The following is an 18926-nucleotide window of genomic DNA, read 5'->3' on the forward strand; positions in this document are numbered from 1 at the left end:
AGAGACAAGCGATGAGCAACCCGTCATTGAAAGAACGCCTGGCCCGCGGCGACAGCGTGCTGATGGTCAACCCCAACCACATCTCGCCCACGCTGTGCGAAAAGCTCGTGCACTCGGGCGCCGACTCGGTCTTCATCGACTGCGAGCACGGCCTGGCCAGCTTCGAGGACATCCACCACATGGCGAAGGCCGCGCGCTACGCGGGCGGCTTCGGCATCGTGCGGCCGCAGAACCAGGAACGCTCGACCATCACGCGCTGCCTCAACGCCGGCGCCGACGGCGTGATGGTGCCGCTGATCCATACCGCCGAGATCGCGCGCCAGGTGGTGCACACCTTCCGCTATGCCTGCCCGGACGATCACGAGACGCGGCTGCTGGTCGGCATGGTCGAGTCGCTCGAAGCCGTGAGCAACCTCGACGAGATCCTGGCCGTGGACGGCATCGACGTGTTCTTCGTCGGGCCGGGTGACCTGTCGCAGTCGATGGGCTATTCGCCCGCCGTGGCGACGGGCCAACGCCGGCCGCAACCGGCGCTCGACCTCGTCGACCAGACGCTGCGGCGCATCCGTGCGGCAGGCAAGCTGGCAGGCACGCTGGCCGTGCGGCACGACGCGGCGCACCTGGTGTCGATGGGCGCGCAGTTGATCTACTACCACGCCGATCCGTTCGTGGTGGAGGGGGTGGGGGCGATGCGGGGGCTGTGTACGGCGAGCCGCGAGTCAGCTGCGACAGCTTGACACGGACGGGGCGGGCGCTCTGCGATGAATCGACCAAGCTGGCGTCAGCCCGATAAACTGGGCGCGGATGACCACTGGCTTCATCCCATCACGCCTGGAGAGCGCCGACATTTTTCGTGATGTCGAGCTGGCGGAACTGCGTCGCTGTGCCGAAGCCAACCCGCTCGCGGCGCTTCTCGGCAACGCAAGGTGGAAGGAGGAGTCTGCGATCAATTTCGCCTACACCTCCGCGCAGATCGAAGGCAACACCTACTCGCGCGCCGACACGATCACGCTGTTGAAGCTGGGCAGAACCGCGGGCGGCAAGAGCTTCATGGAAGCCCAGATGATCGTGAACCTTCGGGATGCGTACTCACTGGTGCTCGACCATGCGCAGGACATCGTCGAAGCGGGTATCGACGGCCTGCGACGGGTTCATGCCGTGCTGATGCGCGGCATTCTGCCCGACGACCAATTGGGGGCGACGCGCAAGACGACGCGGGTGCGAATCGCCGGCACCGAGTACGTGCCGCCCGACGGCGTTGCCTACATCGAGAAGCAGGCCGACGCGATCTTCGGCAATGTCGGGCTCGCGAGCAATGCGTTCGATGCCTCCGTTTATGCCGCCTGCAATCTGTCGTACCTGCAGGTCTTCGAAGATGGCAACAAGCGCACGTCGCGCGTCTTCCAGAATGCCATCCTGATCGCTGCCGGGCTGCCGCCGATCCAGTTTCCGATCTCGATGATCGAGGCCTACATCGACGCGCAGCTCGTCTACTACGAGACCGGCGACTACCTCATGCATCGCGGGTTCGTGCTCGAAACCTACAGGGCGTCTTATCCGGATACGCCGCCGCTCGAAGGGGCGGAGACCAGTTCCTGATTCGGCTCAGCCGTTCGCATTGGGCTCCGCCGCGCGGATACCCACCAGTCTCCCGTCCGCGAACAGCGCATCGATCTGCTTCCTGAGGATCTGCAGCACTGCCCGCGCTTGGTCGGACATCGGCACATGGTCGGCCACGCACAGCGACACGGTGGCTTGCAGCGCAGGCTCGGCGATCGGGCGGACGACGAGCTGCGCCAGGCTGGAGTCGCGCGCCGAGGCCGACGGGAGGATGGTGGCACCGACGCCGGCTTCGATGGCCTGGCGCAAGGTCGCGGCCGATTCGATCTCGGCCGTGATGCGTGGCGTCACGCCGATTCGGGCGAAGGCTTCGTCGATCACCCGGCGCAGGAAGTGCGTGCGGCTCGGCAGCAGCAGGTCGATGTCGGCGAGGGCACGCAGCGCGACGGCTGCATCGCTGCCCGGCGGCAAGGGCAGGCCGGGCGGCGCGATCAGGCACAGCGATTCGGTGAACAGCGGCTGCAACGTCACGCCCTTCATGGGCCCGGCCGCGTAGATGATGGCCATGTCCATGCGGCCGGTCATCACCATCTCGCTGAGCACCAGGCCGAAGTTGTCGTTGATGAAGAGGCTGATGTCGGGGTACTCGCGTCGCACGGCCTGCAGCAGCGGCATGGAGAGGATCGCGGCCGTGCTGTAGGTGGCCAGGCCCACCGAGACCGGGCCTGAAATGAAGCTGGCCTCGCTGCGGCTGGCCAGCTCGCGCTCCATCTGCTCGAGGTGGCTCAGGATGATCTGCGCATGGCGGTACAGCTCGCTGCCGGTGCGCGTGGGCGTGACGCCGGCGTTCGAGCGGTTCAGCAGCTTGTGCTTGAAATGTTCTTCGAGCGACGCGATGTGCTGGCTCAGCGCCGGCTGCGCCACGCGCAACTGTTGCGCCGCGGCGGAGAGGCTCTTGGCATCCACCGCCGTGACGAAGCTGCGCAGCGTCTTGAAGTTCACCGTCATGCCGGGTGATCGTAACCCCGGTTGACGGGCGCGGGCCCGTGGCTCGATGCTTGCTTGATGCCCTGTGGAGCGGCAGCCAAGCATCCAGTCATCCAGTCATCCAGTCATCGAAGAGGCCCCGGTGAATCTCAGGCGTTTGAAGTACTTCGTGAAGATCGTCGATGTCGGCAGCCTCACCCATGCATCTGAAGTGCTGCACGTCGCGCAGCCCGCGCTGAGCCAGCAGCTCGCCACGCTCGAAGCGGAGTTCAAGCAGCAGCTGCTGCTGCGCACGCAGAAGGGCGTGATGCCCACCGAGGCCGGCAAGGCGCTGTACCGGCATGCGCAGATCATGCTGCGGCAGTTCAGCCAGGCGCAGGCCGACGTGCTCAATGCCGGGCGCACGCTGGCGGGGCAGGTGTCGGTCGGCATGGCGCCCGGCACGGCCGCGTCGGCACTCGCGTTGCCCCTGCTGCAGACCGTGCAGGGGCGGCATCCGCAGATCGTGCTGCACATCAACGAGAACTTCGGCACCACGCTTTGCGAGGTGGTGCGCAACGGCGCGATGGACATGGCCGTGCTCTACGGCGGCGGCAATGCGATCCAGGGTCTGTCTTTCGACCCCTTGCTCACCGAAGACCTGTTCGTGGTGGCACCCGACGGCCTGCTGCAAAGCGAGGGCGAAGTGGCGCTGGCCGACCTGCGCGGCGTCGACCTGCTGCTGCCCTGCGCGAGCAACCAGCTGCGCCGCTACGTGGACCAGGCCTTCGCCTCGGCGCAGGTGGTGCCGCGCGTGGTGGCCGAGATGGAGTCGTCGAACACGCTGGCCGCGGCGGTGGCCTCGGGCGTGGGCGCGACGATCCTGCCGGTGTCGGCGGCGCGCGCAGTCGCGGCTGCGGCCGACCTGCAGCTGCACCGCATCGTCTCGCCGCCCATCGAGGTGCCGCTGGCCCTCTGCGAATCGGATCACCTGCCGCTGTCGGAGCCGGCGCAGGTGGTCAAGGCGATCGTGCTGGAGCTGGTGGGGCGGCTCGAACTCGACGCCGGCCTGCACACGCTGCACTGACCCGCGCGTTCACTGCACCTCAGTTGTTGCAGCGCGCCTCGAGCGCATCGATGAAGGCGCGGTCCCAGCGGCCTTCCTTCATCGCGCGGATCGTTTCCGCTTCCGCCGCCAGGTGCGCGCGGGCCTTCTCGATCAGCAGTTCGGTGCCTTCGGGCGCGAAAGCCAGCAGGCCGTCTTGATCGCCCACGACGACGTCGCCGGGGTTCACGACCATGCCGCCGACCGAGACCGGCACGTTGATTTCGCCGGGGCCGTCCTTGTAGGGGCCGCGGTGCGTGACGCCACGCGCGTACACCGGAAACTCGCGGTCGCGGATCTCCGACACGTCGCGGATCGCGCCGTCGATGACGAGGCCTACGACGCCGATCTGCGCCGCGTAGAACGACAGGATGCCGCCGACCACCGCGTTGTTCAGGTCGCCGCCGGCATCGATCACCAGCACGTCGCCCGGCCGGCAGAACTCGAGGGCGCGCAGGTAGGTCAGGTTGTCTCCGCCGCGCGAGCGTGCGGTGACGGCCGTGCCGGCCATGGTGGCGGCCACGGGCCGGTGGTACGGCTGCAGGCCGGTGCTGCCGATGTTGCGGTGCATGTTGTCGCTGAGCGCGGCGACCGGGATCTCGCGCAGCGCGGCGAGGATGTCGGCATCGACGGACGGCGAAGAAGGGTTCTTGCGGAGGGCTTTGTAGGGCGTGGGCATGGCGTGTGGGTTTCTGGTCTCGGTGTCGTGGGCTCAGAGCAGTTCGGCCACCGCGCGGGCGATGCGCGCGCAGCCTTCTTCGAGGGTCTCGATGGCCGTGGCGATGGACAGGCGGAAGTAGGGCGAGAGTCCGTAGGCGGTGCCGGCCACCGTGGCGACACCGGCGCTTTCGAGCAGGTACATCACGACGTCGCCATCCTCGGCCAGGGTCTTGCCTGCCGGCGTGGTCTTGCCGATCAGGCCCTCGCAGCGGATGTACAGATAGAAGGCGCCGGGCGGCGTGGCGCAGCTCAAGCCGGGAATCGCATTGATGAGTGCCAAGGTGCGGTCGCGCCGCGCCTTGTACACCGCGACGCTTTCGGCCACGAAGGCTTGGTCGCCGTTGAGCGCGGCGGCCGCGCCGGCCTGGCTGATCGAGCAGCAGTTGCCGGACGACTGCGACAGCAGCGTGTCCATGGCCTGCACCAGGTCCGTGGGCCCGGCGGCCCAGCCGATGCGCCAGCCGGTCATCGCATAGGTCTTCGACACGCCGTTGATCGCCAGCGTGCGCTCGCGCAGCGCGGGCGCCACGGCCAGCAGGTGCGGCGTCGGCTGGCCGTCGAAGCGGATGTGCTCGTAGATGTCGTCGGTCATCACCATCACGTGCGGATGCTTCTCCAGCACGTCGGCGAGCGCCCGGTACTCGTCGGCGGTGTAGCTCGCGCCGGTGGGATTGCTCGGCGAATTGATGAGCAGCCAGCGCGTGCGCGGCGTGATGGCCGCTTCCAGCTGGGCCGGCGTGAGCTTGAAGCCGTTCTCTTCGGGGCAGGCGACGGTGACGGGCGTGCCTTCGCAGGCCAGCACCATGTCCGGATACGACACCCAGTAGGGCGCCGGAATGATGACCTCGTCGCCCGGCTCCAGCGTGATGGCCAGCGCGTTGTAGATGGCGCTCTTGGCGCCGCTGGTCACGATGATCTCGTTCATCGCATAGCGCAGGCCGTTCTCGCGCTCCAGCTTGGCGGCGATGGCTTGGCGCAGGTCGACCGTGCCGGCCATCAGCGTGTAGCGCGTCGCGCCGCGGTTCATGGCCTCGGCGGCGGCCTGGCGGATGTGTTCGGGGGTGTCGAAGTCGGGCTCGCCCACCACCAGGTTGACGATCGACTTGCCCTGGCGGCGCAGTTCGTTGGCGCGGTCGGCGGCAGAGGTGCTGGGGGAGGGCTTGATGCGGCGAACGCGCGAAGCGATGCGGGAGGTGGTCACGGTCTCTTCCTGGAATGGCGAGGATGGATGGGACGTACGGTACGCACATCGCCTGCGCGAGGCCAAGACGAGATCGCTCTGGTCGTATAGGCACAGCTTATGGTGAGCCCGGGTATGCCCCGGGCGAGGGCGGTGCTAGGCTCAGGCAGGCTTGGCTTTTGCTTGGAGACAAGGCGTGAACCTCAGGCGCCTCAAATACTTCGTGAAGATCGTGGACATCGGCAGCCTGACGCAGGCGGCCGAAGTCTTGTTCATCGCCCAGCCCGCGTTGAGCCAGCAGCTCGCCACGCTCGAAGGCGAGGTGCGCCAGCAGTTGCTGGTGCGCACCAAGCGCGGCGTCACGCCCACCGAGGCGGGCAAGGTGCTCTACCGCCATGCGCAGATCATCCTGCGCCAGTGCGAGCAGGCGCGGGTCGACATGGAAGCGGCCGGTGCGGGCCTGTCGGGGCCGGTGTCGGTGGGCCTGGCGCCGGGCACGGCGGCCTCGGCGCTGTCGCTGCCGCTCTTGCGCACCGTGCGGGCGCGGCACCCGGGCATCCTGCTCTACCTCAACGAGAACTACGGCACCACGCTCAGCGAACTCATCATGAACGGCCGCATGGACCTGGCCGTGCTGTACGGCGACAAGGCGATCCATGGCCTGACCTTCCTGCCGCTGCTGAAGGAACCCCTGTTCCTGGTGGGGCCGGCATCGATGCCGCCGCCGGCGGAGCCGGTGAAGCTGGCCGACCTGCGCGAGATCGAGCTGTTTCTTCCGCGACCGTACAACGTGGTGCGCAAGCTGGTCGATGCGGCGTTCGCGCGCTCGGGCGCGACGCCGCCGCGCGTGGTGGCCGAGATCGAATCGGCCTTCACGCTGACGGCCGCCATCGCCGACGGGCTGGGCGCGACCATCCTGCCGGCCTCGATGGCGCGCGAGATGGCGGCCTCCTGCGGGGCGTGGAAGTTCCAGATCGTCGACCCGGTGATCGAGGCCCCGCTCGCGCTGTGCCAGTCCGACCACCTGCCGCTGTCGGAGCCCGCCCAGGCGGTGAAGGACATCCTGCTCGAACTGGTGACCGACCTGGCCGCCCACGTCGCGGCCACGCCCGAACCGAGCCTCGCCGCCTTGTCATAAGCCGCTCTTATCGCGGCACAGTCAATCCGTCTTGGGCTTTGCGGCCGCGGGCCGCTACCGTTCATGCCAGCCCCGATGCGTTCGTCGAATGCACCGGCGGCGGAGATTGGCATGAACCAGGAACAGATCAAGACGCTCATCGACGCACTGGCAGGCTCGGACCTGTCCGAGCTGGAGTTCAGCGAGAACGGCTGCACGCTGCGGCTGGTCAAGAAGCCCGCGGCGGACGCCACGGCGCCGCGTCGCACGGCGGCAGCGGCACGGCCGTCGCGCCTTGCTTCGCCGGGCGCGAACACGCCGCCACCCGCGGCTGCGGCATCTGCATCGGCCGAGTGCCTTGCGCCCCTGTACGGCGTGGTGCACTTGCAGCCCACGCCCGATCAGCCGCCCTTCGTGCAGGCCGGGCAGTCCATCAAGGCCGGCCAGACGCTGTGCGTGATCGAAGCCATGAAGGTCTTCAACGAGGTGCGCGCCGAGCGCGATGGCACGCTGCAGGCGGTGCTGGTGCGCTCGGGGCAAGAGGTCGAGGCCGGGCAGGCACTGTTCCGCTTCGTCGATGCGTGAGGGAGCGACGACCATGTTCGACACCGTGCTCATCGCCAACCGTGGGGAGATCGCGCTGCGCATCCAGCGTGCGTGCCGTGGCCTGGGGCTTCGTACAGTGGCCGTGTATTCCGAGGCCGACCGCGACGCGAGCTACGTGGCGCAGGCCGACCAGGCGCTGTGCATCGGCCCGTCGGCGCCGGGGCTGAGCTACCTGAACCAGGCCGCCATCCTGTTCGCCGCCGAGGTCAGTGGCGCGCAGGCCATCCATCCGGGCTACGGCTTCCTGTCGGAGAACGCGGGCTTCGCCGAGCGCATCGAGCAGGCCGGCCTGGTCTTCGTCGGCCCTAGTGCCGCCTGCATCCGCACCATGGGCGACAAGGTGGCCGCCAAGCGCGCGATGCGCCGCGCCGGCGTGCCCTGTGTGCCCGGGCCGGACGCCAGCCTGCCGGACGATCCGGCCGCGATCCTGTCGCTGGCACGCGAGATCGGCTTCCCGGTGATCGTGAAGGCCGCCGGTGGCGGTGGCGGCCGAGGCATGCGTGTGGTGCACGACGAGGCCGCGTTGCCCGAGGCGATGTCGCTGACCCGCGAAGAGGCGCGCCGCGCCTTCAGCAACCCCGAGGTGTACATCGAGAAATTCCTGCTGCACCCGCGGCACGTCGAGATCCAGGTGCTGGCCGACAGCCACGGCAACGCGCTGTGGCTCGGCAGCCGCGACTGCTCGCTGCAGCGCCGCCACCAGAAAGTGATCGAGGAAGCGCCCGCCATCGGCATCGACGAGGCGCTGCTGGCCGACGTGGGCGAGCGCTGTGCCGCGGCCTGCCGGCAGATCGGCTACTGCGGCGTCGGCACCTTCGAGTTCCTATACGAGCAGGGCGCCTTCTACTTCATCGAGATGAACACCCGCCTGCAGGTGGAGCACCCCGTGACCGAGATGACGACCGGCATCGACATCGTGCAGCAGCAGCTGCGCGTGGCCCGTGGCGAGCGGCTGGTGCTGACGCAGGCCGACGTGCGCTGCCAGGGCCATGCGATCGAATGCCGCATCAATGCCGAAGACCCGCGGACCTTCGCGCCATCGCCGGGCCGCATCAGCGGCTGGCAGCTGCCCGGCGGCTTCGGCGTGCGGGTGGATTCGCATGCCGGCGCCGGCTACCGCGTGCCGCCGTATTACGACTCGATGATCGCCAAGCTGGTCGCGCACGGCAGCACGCGCGACGATGCGCTGGACCGCATGCGCCTGGCGCTGGCCGAGATGCGCGTCGACGGCATCGCGACCAACGTGCCGTTGCACCGCGAGCTGCTGCGCGACGAAGGTTTCGCCGTCGGCGGCGTGGACATCCACCATCTCGAGCGCTGGCTGCAGCAGAGGAGCGCCTCATGATCTCCACGACGGCATCGATCAGTCTGCTCGGCACCACCGCGCTGCTGTTCGAGGCGCCCGGCGAACTGGCGCTGCCCTCCCAGCAGCGAATCTGGACGCTGGCGCGCGAGGCGCAAGACTGGCCCGAGGTGCGCGAGGCGGTGCCCGGCATGAACAACCTGATGCTCACTTTCGAGCAAGCGCCGCGCGGCGCCGCGGCGCTGGACGCGCTGGAGGCGCGGCTGCAGGCCGCCTGGGAGGCGGCGGCGCCGCTGCCGCTGGAAGGCCGCGTGGTCGAGCTGCCCGTGGTCTACGGTGGCGAGGGCGGCCCGCACATGGCGGACGTGGTGTCGCACACCGGCCTGAGCGTGGACGAGATCGTCGAATTGCACAGCACGCCGGTCTACCCGGTTTACGCGCTCGGCAGCCACCCCGGCTACTGCTACCTGGGCGGCATGGACCCGCGCATCGCCACGCCGCGCCGCAAGGTGCCGGTGCTCAGCATTCCGGGCGGGGCGGTCTCGATCGGCGGCGCGCAGACCGGCGTGTCGGCCTCGGCCGGCCCGAGCGGCTGGAACACCATCGGCAGCACGGCGATGTCCTTCTTCGACCCGTCGCAAGACCCGCCGGCCGTGCTGCAGCCGGGCGACATGATCCGTTTTCGGGTGCAGGGAGTGATTCGATGATCGAAGTGCTGTCTTCCACCGCCCTGGCCACCGTGCAGGACATGGGGCGCACCGGCAGCCTGCGCTGGGGCGTGGGCACCTCGGGCGCCATGGACAAGCTGGCGCTCGCGGCCGGCAACCTGCTGCTGGGCAACGAATCCGACGCGGCCGCCATCGAGGTGCCGGTGTTCCCGTTCAAGCTGCGCTTCGACGCCGACTGCGCCTTCGCGCTGACCGGCGCGGATTGCGCCGCGAAGCTCGACGACACGCCGTTGCTGCCCTGGTGGGTGCATCAGGCGCGCGCCGGGCAGACGCTGACGCTGGGCCTTCCGCAGGGCGGCGCGCACCGCGGCAGCCGGGCCATGCTGTGCCTGGCGGGCGGCGTGGACGTCCCCCGTGTGCTGGGCTCGCGCAGCACCCAGCTGCGCGGTGCCTTCGGCGGCCACGAGGGCCGGGCGCTGCAGCGCGGCGACGTGCTGCGGGCGGTCGGTGAGGGGCAGGAGCGCCGCACCGGCTTCGGCCTGGTGCCGCCCTCGTTGAGCCTGCCGCTGCAGGTCGACGACCTGCCGGCGGTGCGGGTGCTGCCGGCTGCCGAGTACCTGGGCTTCGAGGAAAGCTCGCGTGCCGCCTTCTGGGCCGGTGCGTGGAAGATCACGGCGCAGAGCGACCGCTATGGCTATCGCCTGGATGGCGAGGCCCTGCGCCCGGTCGCGCCGATGGAAATCCGCTCGCACGGCATCGTGCCCGGCGTGATCCAGGTGCCGCACAGCGGGCAGCCCATCATCCAGATGCGCGACGCGCAGCCGTCGGGGGGCTACCCCAAGTTCGGCACCGTGATCGAGGCCGATCTGTGGCGGCTGGGGCAGGCGCCGATCGGCAGCCGCATCCGCTTCGTCGAATGCAGCTGGGACGAAGCGGTTGCGGCGCAGGACGAAGTCGATGCGTGGTTGGCTCGGGTCGGGCGCATGGTGTCGCTGCATCGCAGCGCGCCTCAGGTGAATTGACATGAAGAGTCCCGAACAAGTCCAGGAACTGGCTGCGTGGCTGGCGGCCACCGACATCGGGCTGCTGGAGCTGCGCACGCCATACGGCGTGTTGCGCCTGGGGCGGACGGCCGAATCCGGCAACGAGGTGGTTCCGCTGGATGCCGATGAGGACGAGCCCGAGGAAACGGCGCCGGTCATTACCGTCGTCGCGCCGTCCCTGGGCGCTTTTCTGCACGCTCATCCGCTCCATGCCGCGCCGCTGGCCCGACCTGGCGAGCGCTTGGCCGCGGGGCAGCCTGTGGGCCTGATCCAGATCGGTCCGTTGCTGCTGCCGGTCAACGCGTCACAAGCCGGCACGCCGGTCGGCCACCTGGTGCCCGACGGCCAGGCCGTGGGCTTCGGCACGCCGCTGGTCGAGCTGCAGCCCGACGATTGACGCAATACGACCACAGGAACACGGGAGCACATCGCGATGGACATCGATCTGAATGCCGACCTGGGCGAGGGCTTCGGCCCCTGGCGCATGGGCGAGGACGAGGCGCTGCTGGACATCGTCAGCTCCGCCAACGTGGCCTGCGGTTTCCATGCCGGCGACCCGGTCATCATGAATCGCACGGTGCGCATGGCCCGTGAGCGAGGCGTCGACGTGGGGGCGCATGTGGGTTTTCCCGACCTGCAGGGCTTCGGCCGCCGCCAGATGCAGATGGACGTGGCCGAACTCGCGACCTACGTCATTTACCAGCTGGGCGCGCTGGCCGGCATGGCCCGGGCGGCCGGCCACCGGATGACGCACATGAGCTTTCACGGCGCCCTGGGCAACATGGCGGCTGCCGATGCGGCGCTGGCCGGCCCGCTGGTGCGCGCGGTGGCCGATTTCGACCCGGCACTCATCATGAGCACCTCCGCCAGCCGCGCCATCGAGGACGCTGCCGAGCGCTGCGGAATGCGCGTGGCGCGCACCTTCCTGGCCGACCGTGCCTGCGACGACGAAGGCCTGCTGGTGCCGCGCAAGCTGCCCGGCGCCGTCATCCACGAACGCGAGGCGGTGCTGGCGCGCGTGCGCCAACTGCTGGAGGACGGCACCGTCACCACGCACGGTGGCAACAAGATCGCGATGCAGGCCCGCTCCATCCTCGTTCACGGCGACACGCCCGGCGCGGTGGAACTGGCTCGCGCCGTGCGCAGCGTGGTCGAAGCGGCCGGGCGCGTGGTGCCCATATCGCAACAGCTGGCGGCCTGAAGGCGCCCTGAAAGCGCCCTGAAAAGGGGCGCTCCGATGCACCCCGGGGCGACATAAGGACGGCTTATCTCTCCACAGACATTCCGTCTTGGCGCCCCGAGGCCCCCCTGGATACAGTGAATTCGTCATAACGAAAGAAGCCGAAGATGCCTTTCTCCGATTACAAGACCGCGCTGGTGACCGGTGCCTCCTCGGGCATCGGCGCCGCCGTCGTCGAGCGCCTCTGCAAGGAAGGCCTGCAGGTCCATGCACTCGCACGCAGCGCCGGCAAGCTCGACGAGCTGGCCTCGCGCACCGGCTGCATCCCGCACGCCATCGACGTGAGCGATCTCGCAGGCATCACCCGCCTGGCGAACGAATTCGAGTTCGATGTGCTGGTCAACAACGCCGGCGTCGACCGGCCGGGCTCGATCCTCAAGGCCGACGCCGAGGGCATCGACCTGCTGGTGGACGTGAACCTGCGCGCCGTGCTGCACCTGTGCCGGCTGGTGGTGCCCGGCATGGCGGCGCGCGACCGTGGCCACGTGGTCAACATCAGCTCCATCGCCGGTGCCTACAACTTCGGCGGCAACAGCACCTACCACGCGACCAAGGCGGCGGTGAGCATGCTGTCGCGCCAGCTGCGCATCGACGTCTTCGGCAAGCGCGTGCGCGTCACCGAGATCTGCCCGGGCCGCGTGGCCACGGACATCTTCGCCCACGTCCACGGCAACGCGGAAGAGATGCACAAGCGCTTCATCGAAGGCTTCGAACTGCCGCAGGCCGAAGACATCGCGAACGCCATCGCCTTCGCCATCGCCGCGCCCGTGTCGATGAACGTCGGCCACATGGAGATCACGCCGACGCTGCAGGTGCCGGGCGGCCTCTCCACCACCCGGCCCGAGTCGCCCCGCGCCTGAACGGCCGCCACGACGCGCACAGGAGCAAGGCATGAAGGACTTCGACCTGCTGGCCATCCTGCTGAAGCCGGAGTTCGGCGCGATGCTGCTGCACGGCGTGGAGATGACGCTGAAGATCGCGGCCGGCTCGTGGATGCTGGCGATGAGCCTGGCCGTGGTGCTGCTGACGGTGCGACTCATGCCGAGCCGCATCGGCGAACGCGCGGTGGCCGCCTATGTTTCGTACCACCGCAACGTGCCTACGCTGGTGCAGCTGATGCTGTGGTATTTCGGCATCTTCAGCCTGCTGCCCGAGTTTCTGCAGGCCTGGCTGTCGGCGCACAACGCGGAGGCGATTCTTTCGATCGTCGCGCTCGGGCTGTGCCAGGCCGCGTATTTCAGCGAAGACATGCGCTCGGGCCTGCGCTCCATTCCGGCCGGCCAGGCCGAAGCGGCCCGGGCGCTGGGCCACGGCTTCATCGGCTCGATGCGCTACGTGATGTTGCCGCAGGCCATGCGCAACGCAATTCCGGCGCTCATCAACCACAGCGTGTCGCTGTTCAAGAACAGCAGCCTGGCCATGGCCATCGGCGTGGCCGAGCTGACGCATGCCGTCAAGGAGGTCGAGAGCCAGAGCTTCCGTGCCTTCGAGGCCTACAGCGTGGCCACGGTGCTGTACCTGGTGTTCTCGCTGCTCATCATGGCCGCGGGCGGCTGGGTGTCGCGGCACTACCGCATTGCCGGAGCGAGGTGAGCGATGTTCAGCATCTTCGAGATCCTGCGCGACAACTGGCTGCTGCTGCTCATCGGGCAGTACCCCAACGGCCCGATGGGCGGCATCGTCGCCACGCTGGTGCTGTCGGTGCTCGGCATCGTGCTGGCGTTTCCGCTGTCGGTGCTGATGGCGCTGGCGCGGCTGTCGCCCTGGAAAGTGCTGCGCTGGCCGGTGGCGGCGCTGGTGTACGTGGTGCGCGGCGTGCCGCTGCTGATGGTGATCCTGTGGGTCTACTTCCTGGTGCCGCTGCTGATCGGCCGCGAGATCTCGGGCTTCACGACCATGGTTTGCACGCTGGTGATCTACGAGGGCGCCTACCTGTCGGAAGTGGTGCGCGCCGGCATCCTCGCACTGCCGAAGGGACAGACCGAAGCGGCGCGTGCGCTGGGCCACAGCCACCTGAAGACGATGTGGTTCGTGATCCTCCCGCAGGCGCTCTACAACATGCTGCCGAGCATGCTGAGCCAGTTCATCTCGACGATCAAGGAAACGACGCTGGGCTACGTCATCAACGTGAACGAGCTCACCTTCGCGGCCAACCAGATCAACAACCAGCTGCTGACCAAGCCCTTCCAGGTGTTCTTCATCCTCGCGATGACGTACTACGTGGTGTGCTTCAGCCTGACGCAGCTGGCGCTGTGGCTGGAGCGGCGCATCGCGCACAAGCGGGCCGGCAGCGGCGTCGCGCGCGTGTCGCCCAGCGACGTATCGCTGCCGCCGCCGGTGGCGGCCAACCCCTGACAAAGCCGCGCAGACGGCCCAGGACGCGACACGACAAGACAACAGGAGACAAGAACCATGACCCAACCGACGAACGCAGAAAGCGCTCCGATGATCCTGTTCTCGAACATCAACAAGTGGTACGGCGACTACCAGGCACTCGCCGACGTCAACGCCGAAGTGAAGAAGGGCGAAGTGGTGGTGGTGTGCGGGCCTTCGGGCTCGGGCAAGTCCACACTGATCCGCACGGTGAACCGGCTCGAAGAAGTCAAGTCGGGGCAGCTGCTGTTCGACGGCAACGACGTGCATGCGCCGATGCATAGCGCCGCGCTCAACAAGCTGCGCAGCCGCATCGGCTTCGTGTTCCAGAGCTTCAACCTGTTCCCGCACCTGTCGGTGCTCGACAACGTAATGCTGTCGCCGATGCGCGTGCTGGGTGTGAAACGTGCCGCGGCGAAGACCAAGGCGATGCAGTTGCTCGAGCGCGTGGGCCTGGCCGCCAAGGCCGGCGCCTACCCGGCGCAGCTCTCGGGGGGCCAGCAGCAGCGGGTGGCGATCGCTCGCGCGCTGGCGATGGAGCCGCCAGCCATGCTGTTCGACGAGCCCACCAGCGCGCTCGACCCCGAAATGGTGGGCGAGGTGCTGTCCGTGATGCGCGGCCTGGCCAACGACGGCATGACGATGATGTGCGTCACGCACGAGATGAATTTCGCCCGCGAGGTGGCCGACTGCATCTGGTTCATGGATGCGGGCCGCATCCTGGAAAAGGCCGAGCCGGAAGCCTTCTTCACCAAGCCGCAGCATCCGCGCGCGCAGCGCTTTCTGTCGGACCTGCGCTCCCACTGAGCTGCGTTCGTTTCATCCACTCCATTTCTCTCACTCACTTACTCACACGAGGAATCGATCATGTCGAAGAAGACTGCTTTTCATGTTGCCGCCGTCGCCGGATGTGTCCTCGCGCTTTGCGGCGTGGCGCAGGCCGATCAGTGGGACGAGATCACACAGCGCAAGGAGCTCAAGTGCGGCACCTTCGCCGACGTGCCGCCCTTCGCCGCGCCCGATCCGAAGACGCGCGAGATGGTGGGGCATGACATCGACCTGTGCAACGCGGTGGCCAAGCAGTTGGGCCTGACGGCCAAGATCACGCCGCTGTCGGTGGAAGCGCGCGTGCCCGAGGTGAAGCTGGGCCGCGTCGATGTGACGGTGGCCAACCTGGCCTACACCAAGAGCCGCGGCGAGCAGATCCAGTTCAGCGACCCGTACTACGTGGCCAAGGAAATGCTGGCCGTGAAGGCGTCGGACCCGGGCATGGCCAAGGCCGACTTCAAGGGCAAGCGCCTGAGCTCGACCAAGGGTTCGACCTCGGAGCTGTCGATCAAGATGAACGGCTCGGAGCCTGTGACTTTCCAGGACACCGGCTCGGCCTTCATGGCGGTGCAGCAGAACAAGTCGGTGGGCATGGTCGCCAACACGATGACCATCACCAAGCTGGTCAACCAGTCGAAGACGGCGGGCGTCGAGCTGAAGATGATCAAGGACCCGATGGTGCTGCAGCCGATCGGGGTCGGGATGAAGAAGGACGAGCCTGTCTTGCTGTCGAAGGTGAACGGGGCTCTTTATGCGCTCGAGAAGTCGGGCGAGCTCGACCGGATCTGGGCCAAGTGGCTGGGGCCGAACACCGAGTACAAGATGACGCGCGATGAGAAGGTCACGCCGTTGGCTGACCTGAAGTTCGAGCTGCTGCCTTGATCACTTGATCGCAGCCGGGGCTTGCGCGGCGGCGCTCCTGCGTGAGACGCAGACCCTCAGGCAGGGTGACGGAAGGGGCTGCGCTCGCCCAGGTGATCGAGGTAGCCGGAGATCCCTTCGTCTTCGCGCTCCAGAAAGCGCTCCACCGCGTCGGCGAAGGAAGGATGCGCCAGCCAATGCGCGCTGGTGGTCTTCACAGGCATCAGCGCGCGGGCCATCTTGTGTTCGCCCTGCGCGCCGCCTTCGAAGCGCTGCACGCCGTGCTCGATGCACCAGGCGAGAGGCTGGTAGTAGCAGGCCTCGAAATGCAGGCAATCGACCCGCTCCATCGCGCCCCAGTAGCGGCCGTAGGCGACCGAGGCGTCGGCCGAGAGCGCGATCAGGCTGCAGGCGATGGGCTTGCCGTCTCGCTCCGCGATGAAGAGCAGCCAGGCTTCGGGCATGTCCTGGGCCATGCGAGCGAAGAAATCGGGCGTGAGGTAGGGCGGGTTGCCATGCTCGCGGTAGGTGCGGGCATAGCAGCGGTAGAAGAACTTCCAGTCGGCCTCGGCGATGTCCGCACCGCGCGACCAGCGGAATCGCACGCCGGCATCGTGGACCTTGCGGCGCTCCTGGCGGATCTTCTTGCGCTTGTCGTGGGCGAGGCTGGCGAGGAAGGCGTCGAAGTCGTGCCATTCGACATGGTTGGTCCAATGGAACTGGACGGTGTGGCGCAGCATCAGGCCCGCTTCGGCGCAGGCCGCGATGTCCTCGTCGGCGCCGAAGAGCAGGTGCAGGGACGACAGCTCTTCTTCCTTGCACCAGGCGATGACCGCTTGCACGAGCAGCGCCCGGCTTTCGGCGTCGCGTGCGAGCAGGCGTGTGCCCGGCACCGGCGTGAAGGGCACCGCCACCAAAGCTTTGGGGTAGTAGGCGAGGCCATGCTGCTGGTAGGCGTTGGCCCAGGCCCAGTCGAACACGTACTCGCCGTAGGAATGGCCCTTGAGGTACATCGGGCAGGCCGCGACCAGTTGGCGGCCGCGCCACAGCGTCACGAAGCGCGTCGCCCAGCCGCTCTGGGGCGCGGCGCTGTCGCTTTGCTCCATCGCGGCCAGGTAGGCGTGGCGCATGAAGGGGGAGGGCACGGCCTGGGCGGCGAGCAGGCCGTCCCAGGTGGCGGAATCGATCTCGGATACGCTGCCGTGGATGCGGACGACGGGGGTGGCCAAGAAAGCTCTCTTTCTCTTCAGCGGCCGCGCGGACCCATGGTCTCGGCGATGTAGATGCCGCCCAGCACCAGCCCCAGGGCCAGCGCGTGATAGAGCGACAGCGGCTCGCCGAGCACCAGCACCGCGAGCAGCGGGCCGAAGATCGGCACCAGGTTGAGGAACACGCCCGCCCGCGCCGGCCCGATCAGGCCGACGGCATGGATGAAGGTGACCTGCGAGATGAAGGAGGGCAGCAGGCCGACGAACAGGATCAGCATCCAGCCCGTCGGCGTGGGCACGATGAAGTCGCCCATCGCGACTTCGGCGACGAGCAGAGGCACCGACACCAGGCAGGCCACCGCCGCGGTCGCCGCGAAGAAGACGATGGCGGGCACGTCGGGCCGGCGCCGCAGGCCCAGCGCGTAGGCGGCGTAGAGCAGCGAGGCCACGATCATCCACAGGTCGCCGATGTTGAAGCCCAGCTGGGCCAGGCGCTCCGGATGGCCCCCGGATGCCACGACCACGATGCCCGCCAGCGTGAGTGCGACACCTGCCAGCTGCAGTCCGCCGACTTTCGTTCGAAAGAAGAACAGGCTGCCCAGCAGCACCAGCACCGGGATGGTGCCCTGGATGATCGCGATGTTGATCGCCGTGGTGTGATGGGCCGCCGCGTAGAACAGCGCGTTGAAGCCGGTGAAGCCCAGGGTGCCCATCAGCGTGATGAAGCGCCACGAGGGCAGCAGGCTGCGCCAATGAAGGGCGATCTGCCGGCGCGCGCACAAACCCAGCGCGATACAGCAGACGATCCAGCGAGAGAAGGTCAGCATCATGGGCGAGACCTCGCCCACCGCCAGGCGCGCCGCCACCGCGTTGGCGCCCCAGATCAGCATGGTGAAGACCAGCAGCACGTAGGCTTGGTCGTGGAGCCAGGGAACGAAGGAGGCGAAGAAACCGGGAGAGGAAGAACCTGAGCGCATGGCCCGCAGAGCGTATCAGCCCCTGCGACGGTGCGCCGGGCTGCGGGCCCCAAGCCATCGATGAGCGAAGGCGAATGCATAATCGATTCGCGACGCGAGCCTGGCACGCTACATGCTGAAAGGCACGGGCATCGTGGACCCAAGGTCGTTCCGCCGCCATCGGCGGGATGGCGCTACCCTATCAGCCAGTTCCATCGACATCGCCGGAAGAAAGACCTTACGTATGAAGCAAATCACCGCCATCGTCAAACCGTTCAAGCTCGACGACGTGCGCGAGGCGCTCGCCGAGGTCGGCGTGACCGGGCTCACCGTGACCGAGGTCAAGGGCTTCGGCAGGCAGAAGGGGCATACCGAGCTCTACCGCGGCGCCGAGTACGTGGTCGATTTCCTGCCGAAGATGAAGGTCGAGGTGGTGGTGAACGAGGCCGATCTCGATCGCTGCGTCGACGCCATCGTCAGTGCCGCGCGCACCGGCAAGATCGGCGACGGCAAGATCTTCGTGACCAACGTGGAGCGCGTGGTGCGCATCCGCACCGGCGAGGAAGACGAACAGGCCGTCTGACGCCCAAGGCGCCGGCTTAGAGCACTTCGGCGAGTTTGTCGCCGCGCGGATGCCGGCTGGCGTCCTCGACCAGGGCTTCGAGCAGAGGCGCGACTTCGGTGCCCGAGCGGATCAGCCCCATCTGCCATTCGCCCATGAAGCCCTCGCGCACGCTGTGGGCCAGAAACTCGAGCAAGCCGGCGTAGTAGCCCGACACGTCGAGAATGCCGACCGGCTTGTCGTGGTAGCCGAGCTGGCGCCAGGTCCAGATCTCGAACAATTCCTCGAAGGTACCGATGCCGCCCGGCAATGCGACGAAGGCGTCGGCGCGTTCGCCCATCATGGCCTTGCGCTCGTGCATGGTGTCGACCACGTGCAGCTCGTCGCACAGCGGGTTGGCCAGTTCCTTGTCGACAAGGGCCTTGGGGATGATGCCGACCACCCGCCCGCCGGCCTGGCGCGTGGCCTCGGCCACGGTGCCCATGAGGCCGGTGCGGCCGCCGCCGTAGACCAACTGGCCACCGCGCTCGCCGATCCATCGGCCGACTGCACGGGCCGCTTCGGAGAATTCGGGCCGCTCGCCGGGTCGAGAGCCGCAATAGACGCAAATCGAGAAATTGGAGGTCATGC

The 18926-nt window shown here is 67.9% G+C and carries 22 protein-coding genes; 16 read left to right on the plus strand and 6 right to left on the minus strand.

The genetic code is table 11. The annotated features are described in order from the left end of the window. Positions 1 to 11 precede the first annotated feature (11 nt). Entirely contained in the window at positions 12 to 737 is a 726-nt protein-coding gene (locus tag B0W80_RS07205) for an HpcH/HpaI aldolase/citrate lyase family protein (RefSeq protein ID WP_076998441.1), read from the plus strand. A gap of 67 nt (positions 738 to 804) precedes the next feature. Next, a complete protein-coding gene (locus B0W80_RS07210) occupies positions 805 to 1599 on the plus strand; it encodes a Fic family protein (protein ID WP_076998442.1) in 795 nt (264 codons plus the stop codon). 6 nt (positions 1600 to 1605) lie between these two features. Here the strand turns inward: B0W80_RS07210 and B0W80_RS07215 are convergent, their stop codons facing one another. Next, entirely contained in the window at positions 1606 to 2568 is a 963-nt protein-coding gene (locus B0W80_RS07215; protein ID WP_076998443.1) for a LysR substrate-binding domain-containing protein, read from the minus strand. A 121-nt stretch (positions 2569 to 2689) separates the two neighbouring features. Between B0W80_RS07215 and nac (B0W80_RS07220) the strand changes: the two genes are divergently transcribed. Then, positions 2690 to 3613, plus strand: a complete 924-nt coding sequence (nac, locus tag B0W80_RS07220; RefSeq protein WP_076998444.1) for a nitrogen assimilation transcriptional regulator NAC — start codon at positions 2690 to 2692, stop codon at positions 3611 to 3613. 19 nt (positions 3614 to 3632) lie between these two features. Here nac (B0W80_RS07220) and B0W80_RS07225 read toward each other — a convergent pair whose 3' ends face one another. Both B0W80_RS07225 and B0W80_RS07230 read right to left on the minus strand, forming a co-directional pair. Then, positions 3633 to 4310 carry an RraA family protein gene (locus B0W80_RS07225; RefSeq protein WP_076998445.1) on the minus strand — a complete coding sequence of 226 codons (678 nt, stop codon included), beginning with the start codon at positions 4308 to 4310 and terminating at the stop codon, positions 3633 to 3635. A gap of 33 nt (positions 4311 to 4343) precedes the next feature. Beyond that, positions 4344 to 5552, minus strand: a complete 1209-nt coding sequence (locus B0W80_RS07230; protein ID WP_076998446.1) for an aspartate transaminase — start codon at positions 5550 to 5552, stop codon at positions 4344 to 4346. A gap of 175 nt (positions 5553 to 5727) precedes the next feature. Here B0W80_RS07230 and nac (B0W80_RS07235) point away from each other — a divergent pair, with 175 nt between their 5' ends. The 12 genes from nac (B0W80_RS07235) (at position 5728) to B0W80_RS07290 (ending at position 15591) form a co-directional block, all read left to right on the plus strand. Next, the gene (gene nac, locus B0W80_RS07235; protein ID WP_076998447.1) at positions 5728 to 6669 is read left to right on the plus strand and encodes a nitrogen assimilation transcriptional regulator NAC; all 942 of its coding nucleotides are present in this window, start codon (positions 5728 to 5730) and stop codon (positions 6667 to 6669) included. A 111-nt stretch (positions 6670 to 6780) separates the two neighbouring features. Next, entirely contained in the window at positions 6781 to 7233 is a 453-nt protein-coding gene (locus tag B0W80_RS07240; protein ID WP_076998448.1) for an acetyl-CoA carboxylase biotin carboxyl carrier protein subunit, read from the plus strand. 13 nt (positions 7234 to 7246) lie between these two features. After that, the gene (gene accC / locus B0W80_RS07245) at positions 7247 to 8599 is read left to right on the plus strand and encodes an acetyl-CoA carboxylase biotin carboxylase subunit (protein ID WP_076998449.1); all 1353 of its coding nucleotides are present in this window, start codon (positions 7247 to 7249) and stop codon (positions 8597 to 8599) included. Beyond that, positions 8596 to 9264 (plus strand): 5-oxoprolinase subunit PxpB, encoded by a 669-nt coding sequence (gene pxpB / locus B0W80_RS07250; protein WP_076998450.1) that lies wholly within the window; start codon positions 8596 to 8598, stop codon positions 9262 to 9264. Before accC ends, pxpB begins: the two co-directional genes overlap by 4 nt. Beyond that, positions 9261 to 10247, plus strand: coding sequence for a biotin-dependent carboxyltransferase family protein (locus tag B0W80_RS07255; RefSeq protein ID WP_076998451.1), 987 nt, complete (start codon positions 9261 to 9263; stop codon positions 10245 to 10247). The genes pxpB and B0W80_RS07255 overlap by 4 nt, the downstream gene beginning before the upstream one ends. A 1-nt stretch (position 10248) precedes the next feature. Further along, complete coding sequence (locus tag B0W80_RS07260) at positions 10249 to 10665, plus strand: biotin/lipoyl-containing protein (protein ID WP_076998452.1); 417 nt, start codon at positions 10249 to 10251, stop codon at positions 10663 to 10665. A 36-nt stretch (positions 10666 to 10701) separates the two neighbouring features. After that, entirely contained in the window at positions 10702 to 11469 is a 768-nt protein-coding gene (locus B0W80_RS07265) for a LamB/YcsF family protein (protein WP_076998453.1), read from the plus strand. Positions 11470 to 11615: 146 nt separating this feature from the next. Further along, positions 11616 to 12368: an SDR family oxidoreductase gene (locus B0W80_RS07270; protein WP_076998454.1), complete on the plus strand. Its 753-nt coding sequence runs from the start codon at positions 11616 to 11618 to the stop codon at positions 12366 to 12368. A gap of 31 nt (positions 12369 to 12399) precedes the next feature. Then, entirely contained in the window at positions 12400 to 13101 is a 702-nt protein-coding gene (locus B0W80_RS07275) for an amino acid ABC transporter permease (protein WP_076998455.1), read from the plus strand. Between the two features lie 3 nt (positions 13102 to 13104). Next, positions 13105 to 13863, plus strand: coding sequence for an amino acid ABC transporter permease (locus B0W80_RS07280; protein WP_076998456.1), 759 nt, complete (start codon positions 13105 to 13107; stop codon positions 13861 to 13863). A 90-nt stretch (positions 13864 to 13953) separates the two neighbouring features. Beyond that, on the plus strand, positions 13954 to 14688 hold the full coding sequence (locus B0W80_RS07285) for an amino acid ABC transporter ATP-binding protein (protein ID WP_076998503.1): 735 nt from the start codon (positions 13954 to 13956) through the stop codon (positions 14686 to 14688). A gap of 60 nt (positions 14689 to 14748) precedes the next feature. Further along, on the plus strand, positions 14749 to 15591 hold the full coding sequence (locus B0W80_RS07290) for an ABC transporter substrate-binding protein (protein ID WP_076998457.1): 843 nt from the start codon (positions 14749 to 14751) through the stop codon (positions 15589 to 15591). Positions 15592 to 15647: 56 nt separating this feature from the next. Here B0W80_RS07290 and B0W80_RS07295 read toward each other — a convergent pair whose 3' ends face one another. Both B0W80_RS07295 and B0W80_RS07300 read right to left on the minus strand, forming a co-directional pair. Continuing rightward, a complete protein-coding gene (locus tag B0W80_RS07295; protein ID WP_083745235.1) occupies positions 15648 to 16799 on the minus strand; it encodes a GNAT family N-acetyltransferase in 1152 nt (383 codons plus the stop codon). Between the two features lie 17 nt (positions 16800 to 16816). Beyond that, positions 16817 to 17755 (minus strand): DMT family transporter, encoded by a 939-nt coding sequence (locus B0W80_RS07300; protein ID WP_076998458.1) that lies wholly within the window; start codon positions 17753 to 17755, stop codon positions 16817 to 16819. A gap of 223 nt (positions 17756 to 17978) precedes the next feature. Between B0W80_RS07300 and B0W80_RS07305 the strand changes: the two genes are divergently transcribed. Further along, the gene (locus B0W80_RS07305; protein ID WP_076998459.1) at positions 17979 to 18317 is read left to right on the plus strand and encodes a P-II family nitrogen regulator; all 339 of its coding nucleotides are present in this window, start codon (positions 17979 to 17981) and stop codon (positions 18315 to 18317) included. Positions 18318 to 18333: 16 nt separating this feature from the next. Here the strand turns inward: B0W80_RS07305 and B0W80_RS07310 are convergent, their stop codons facing one another. Beyond that, positions 18334 to 18924, minus strand: coding sequence for a TIGR00730 family Rossman fold protein (locus tag B0W80_RS07310; protein ID WP_076998460.1), 591 nt, complete (start codon positions 18922 to 18924; stop codon positions 18334 to 18336). Positions 18925 to 18926 lie beyond the last annotated feature (2 nt).

The organism is Variovorax sp. KK3 (genome assembly GCF_001984055.1).
In the GTDB taxonomy this organism is placed as follows: domain Bacteria; phylum Pseudomonadota; class Gammaproteobacteria; order Burkholderiales; family Burkholderiaceae_C; genus Variovorax.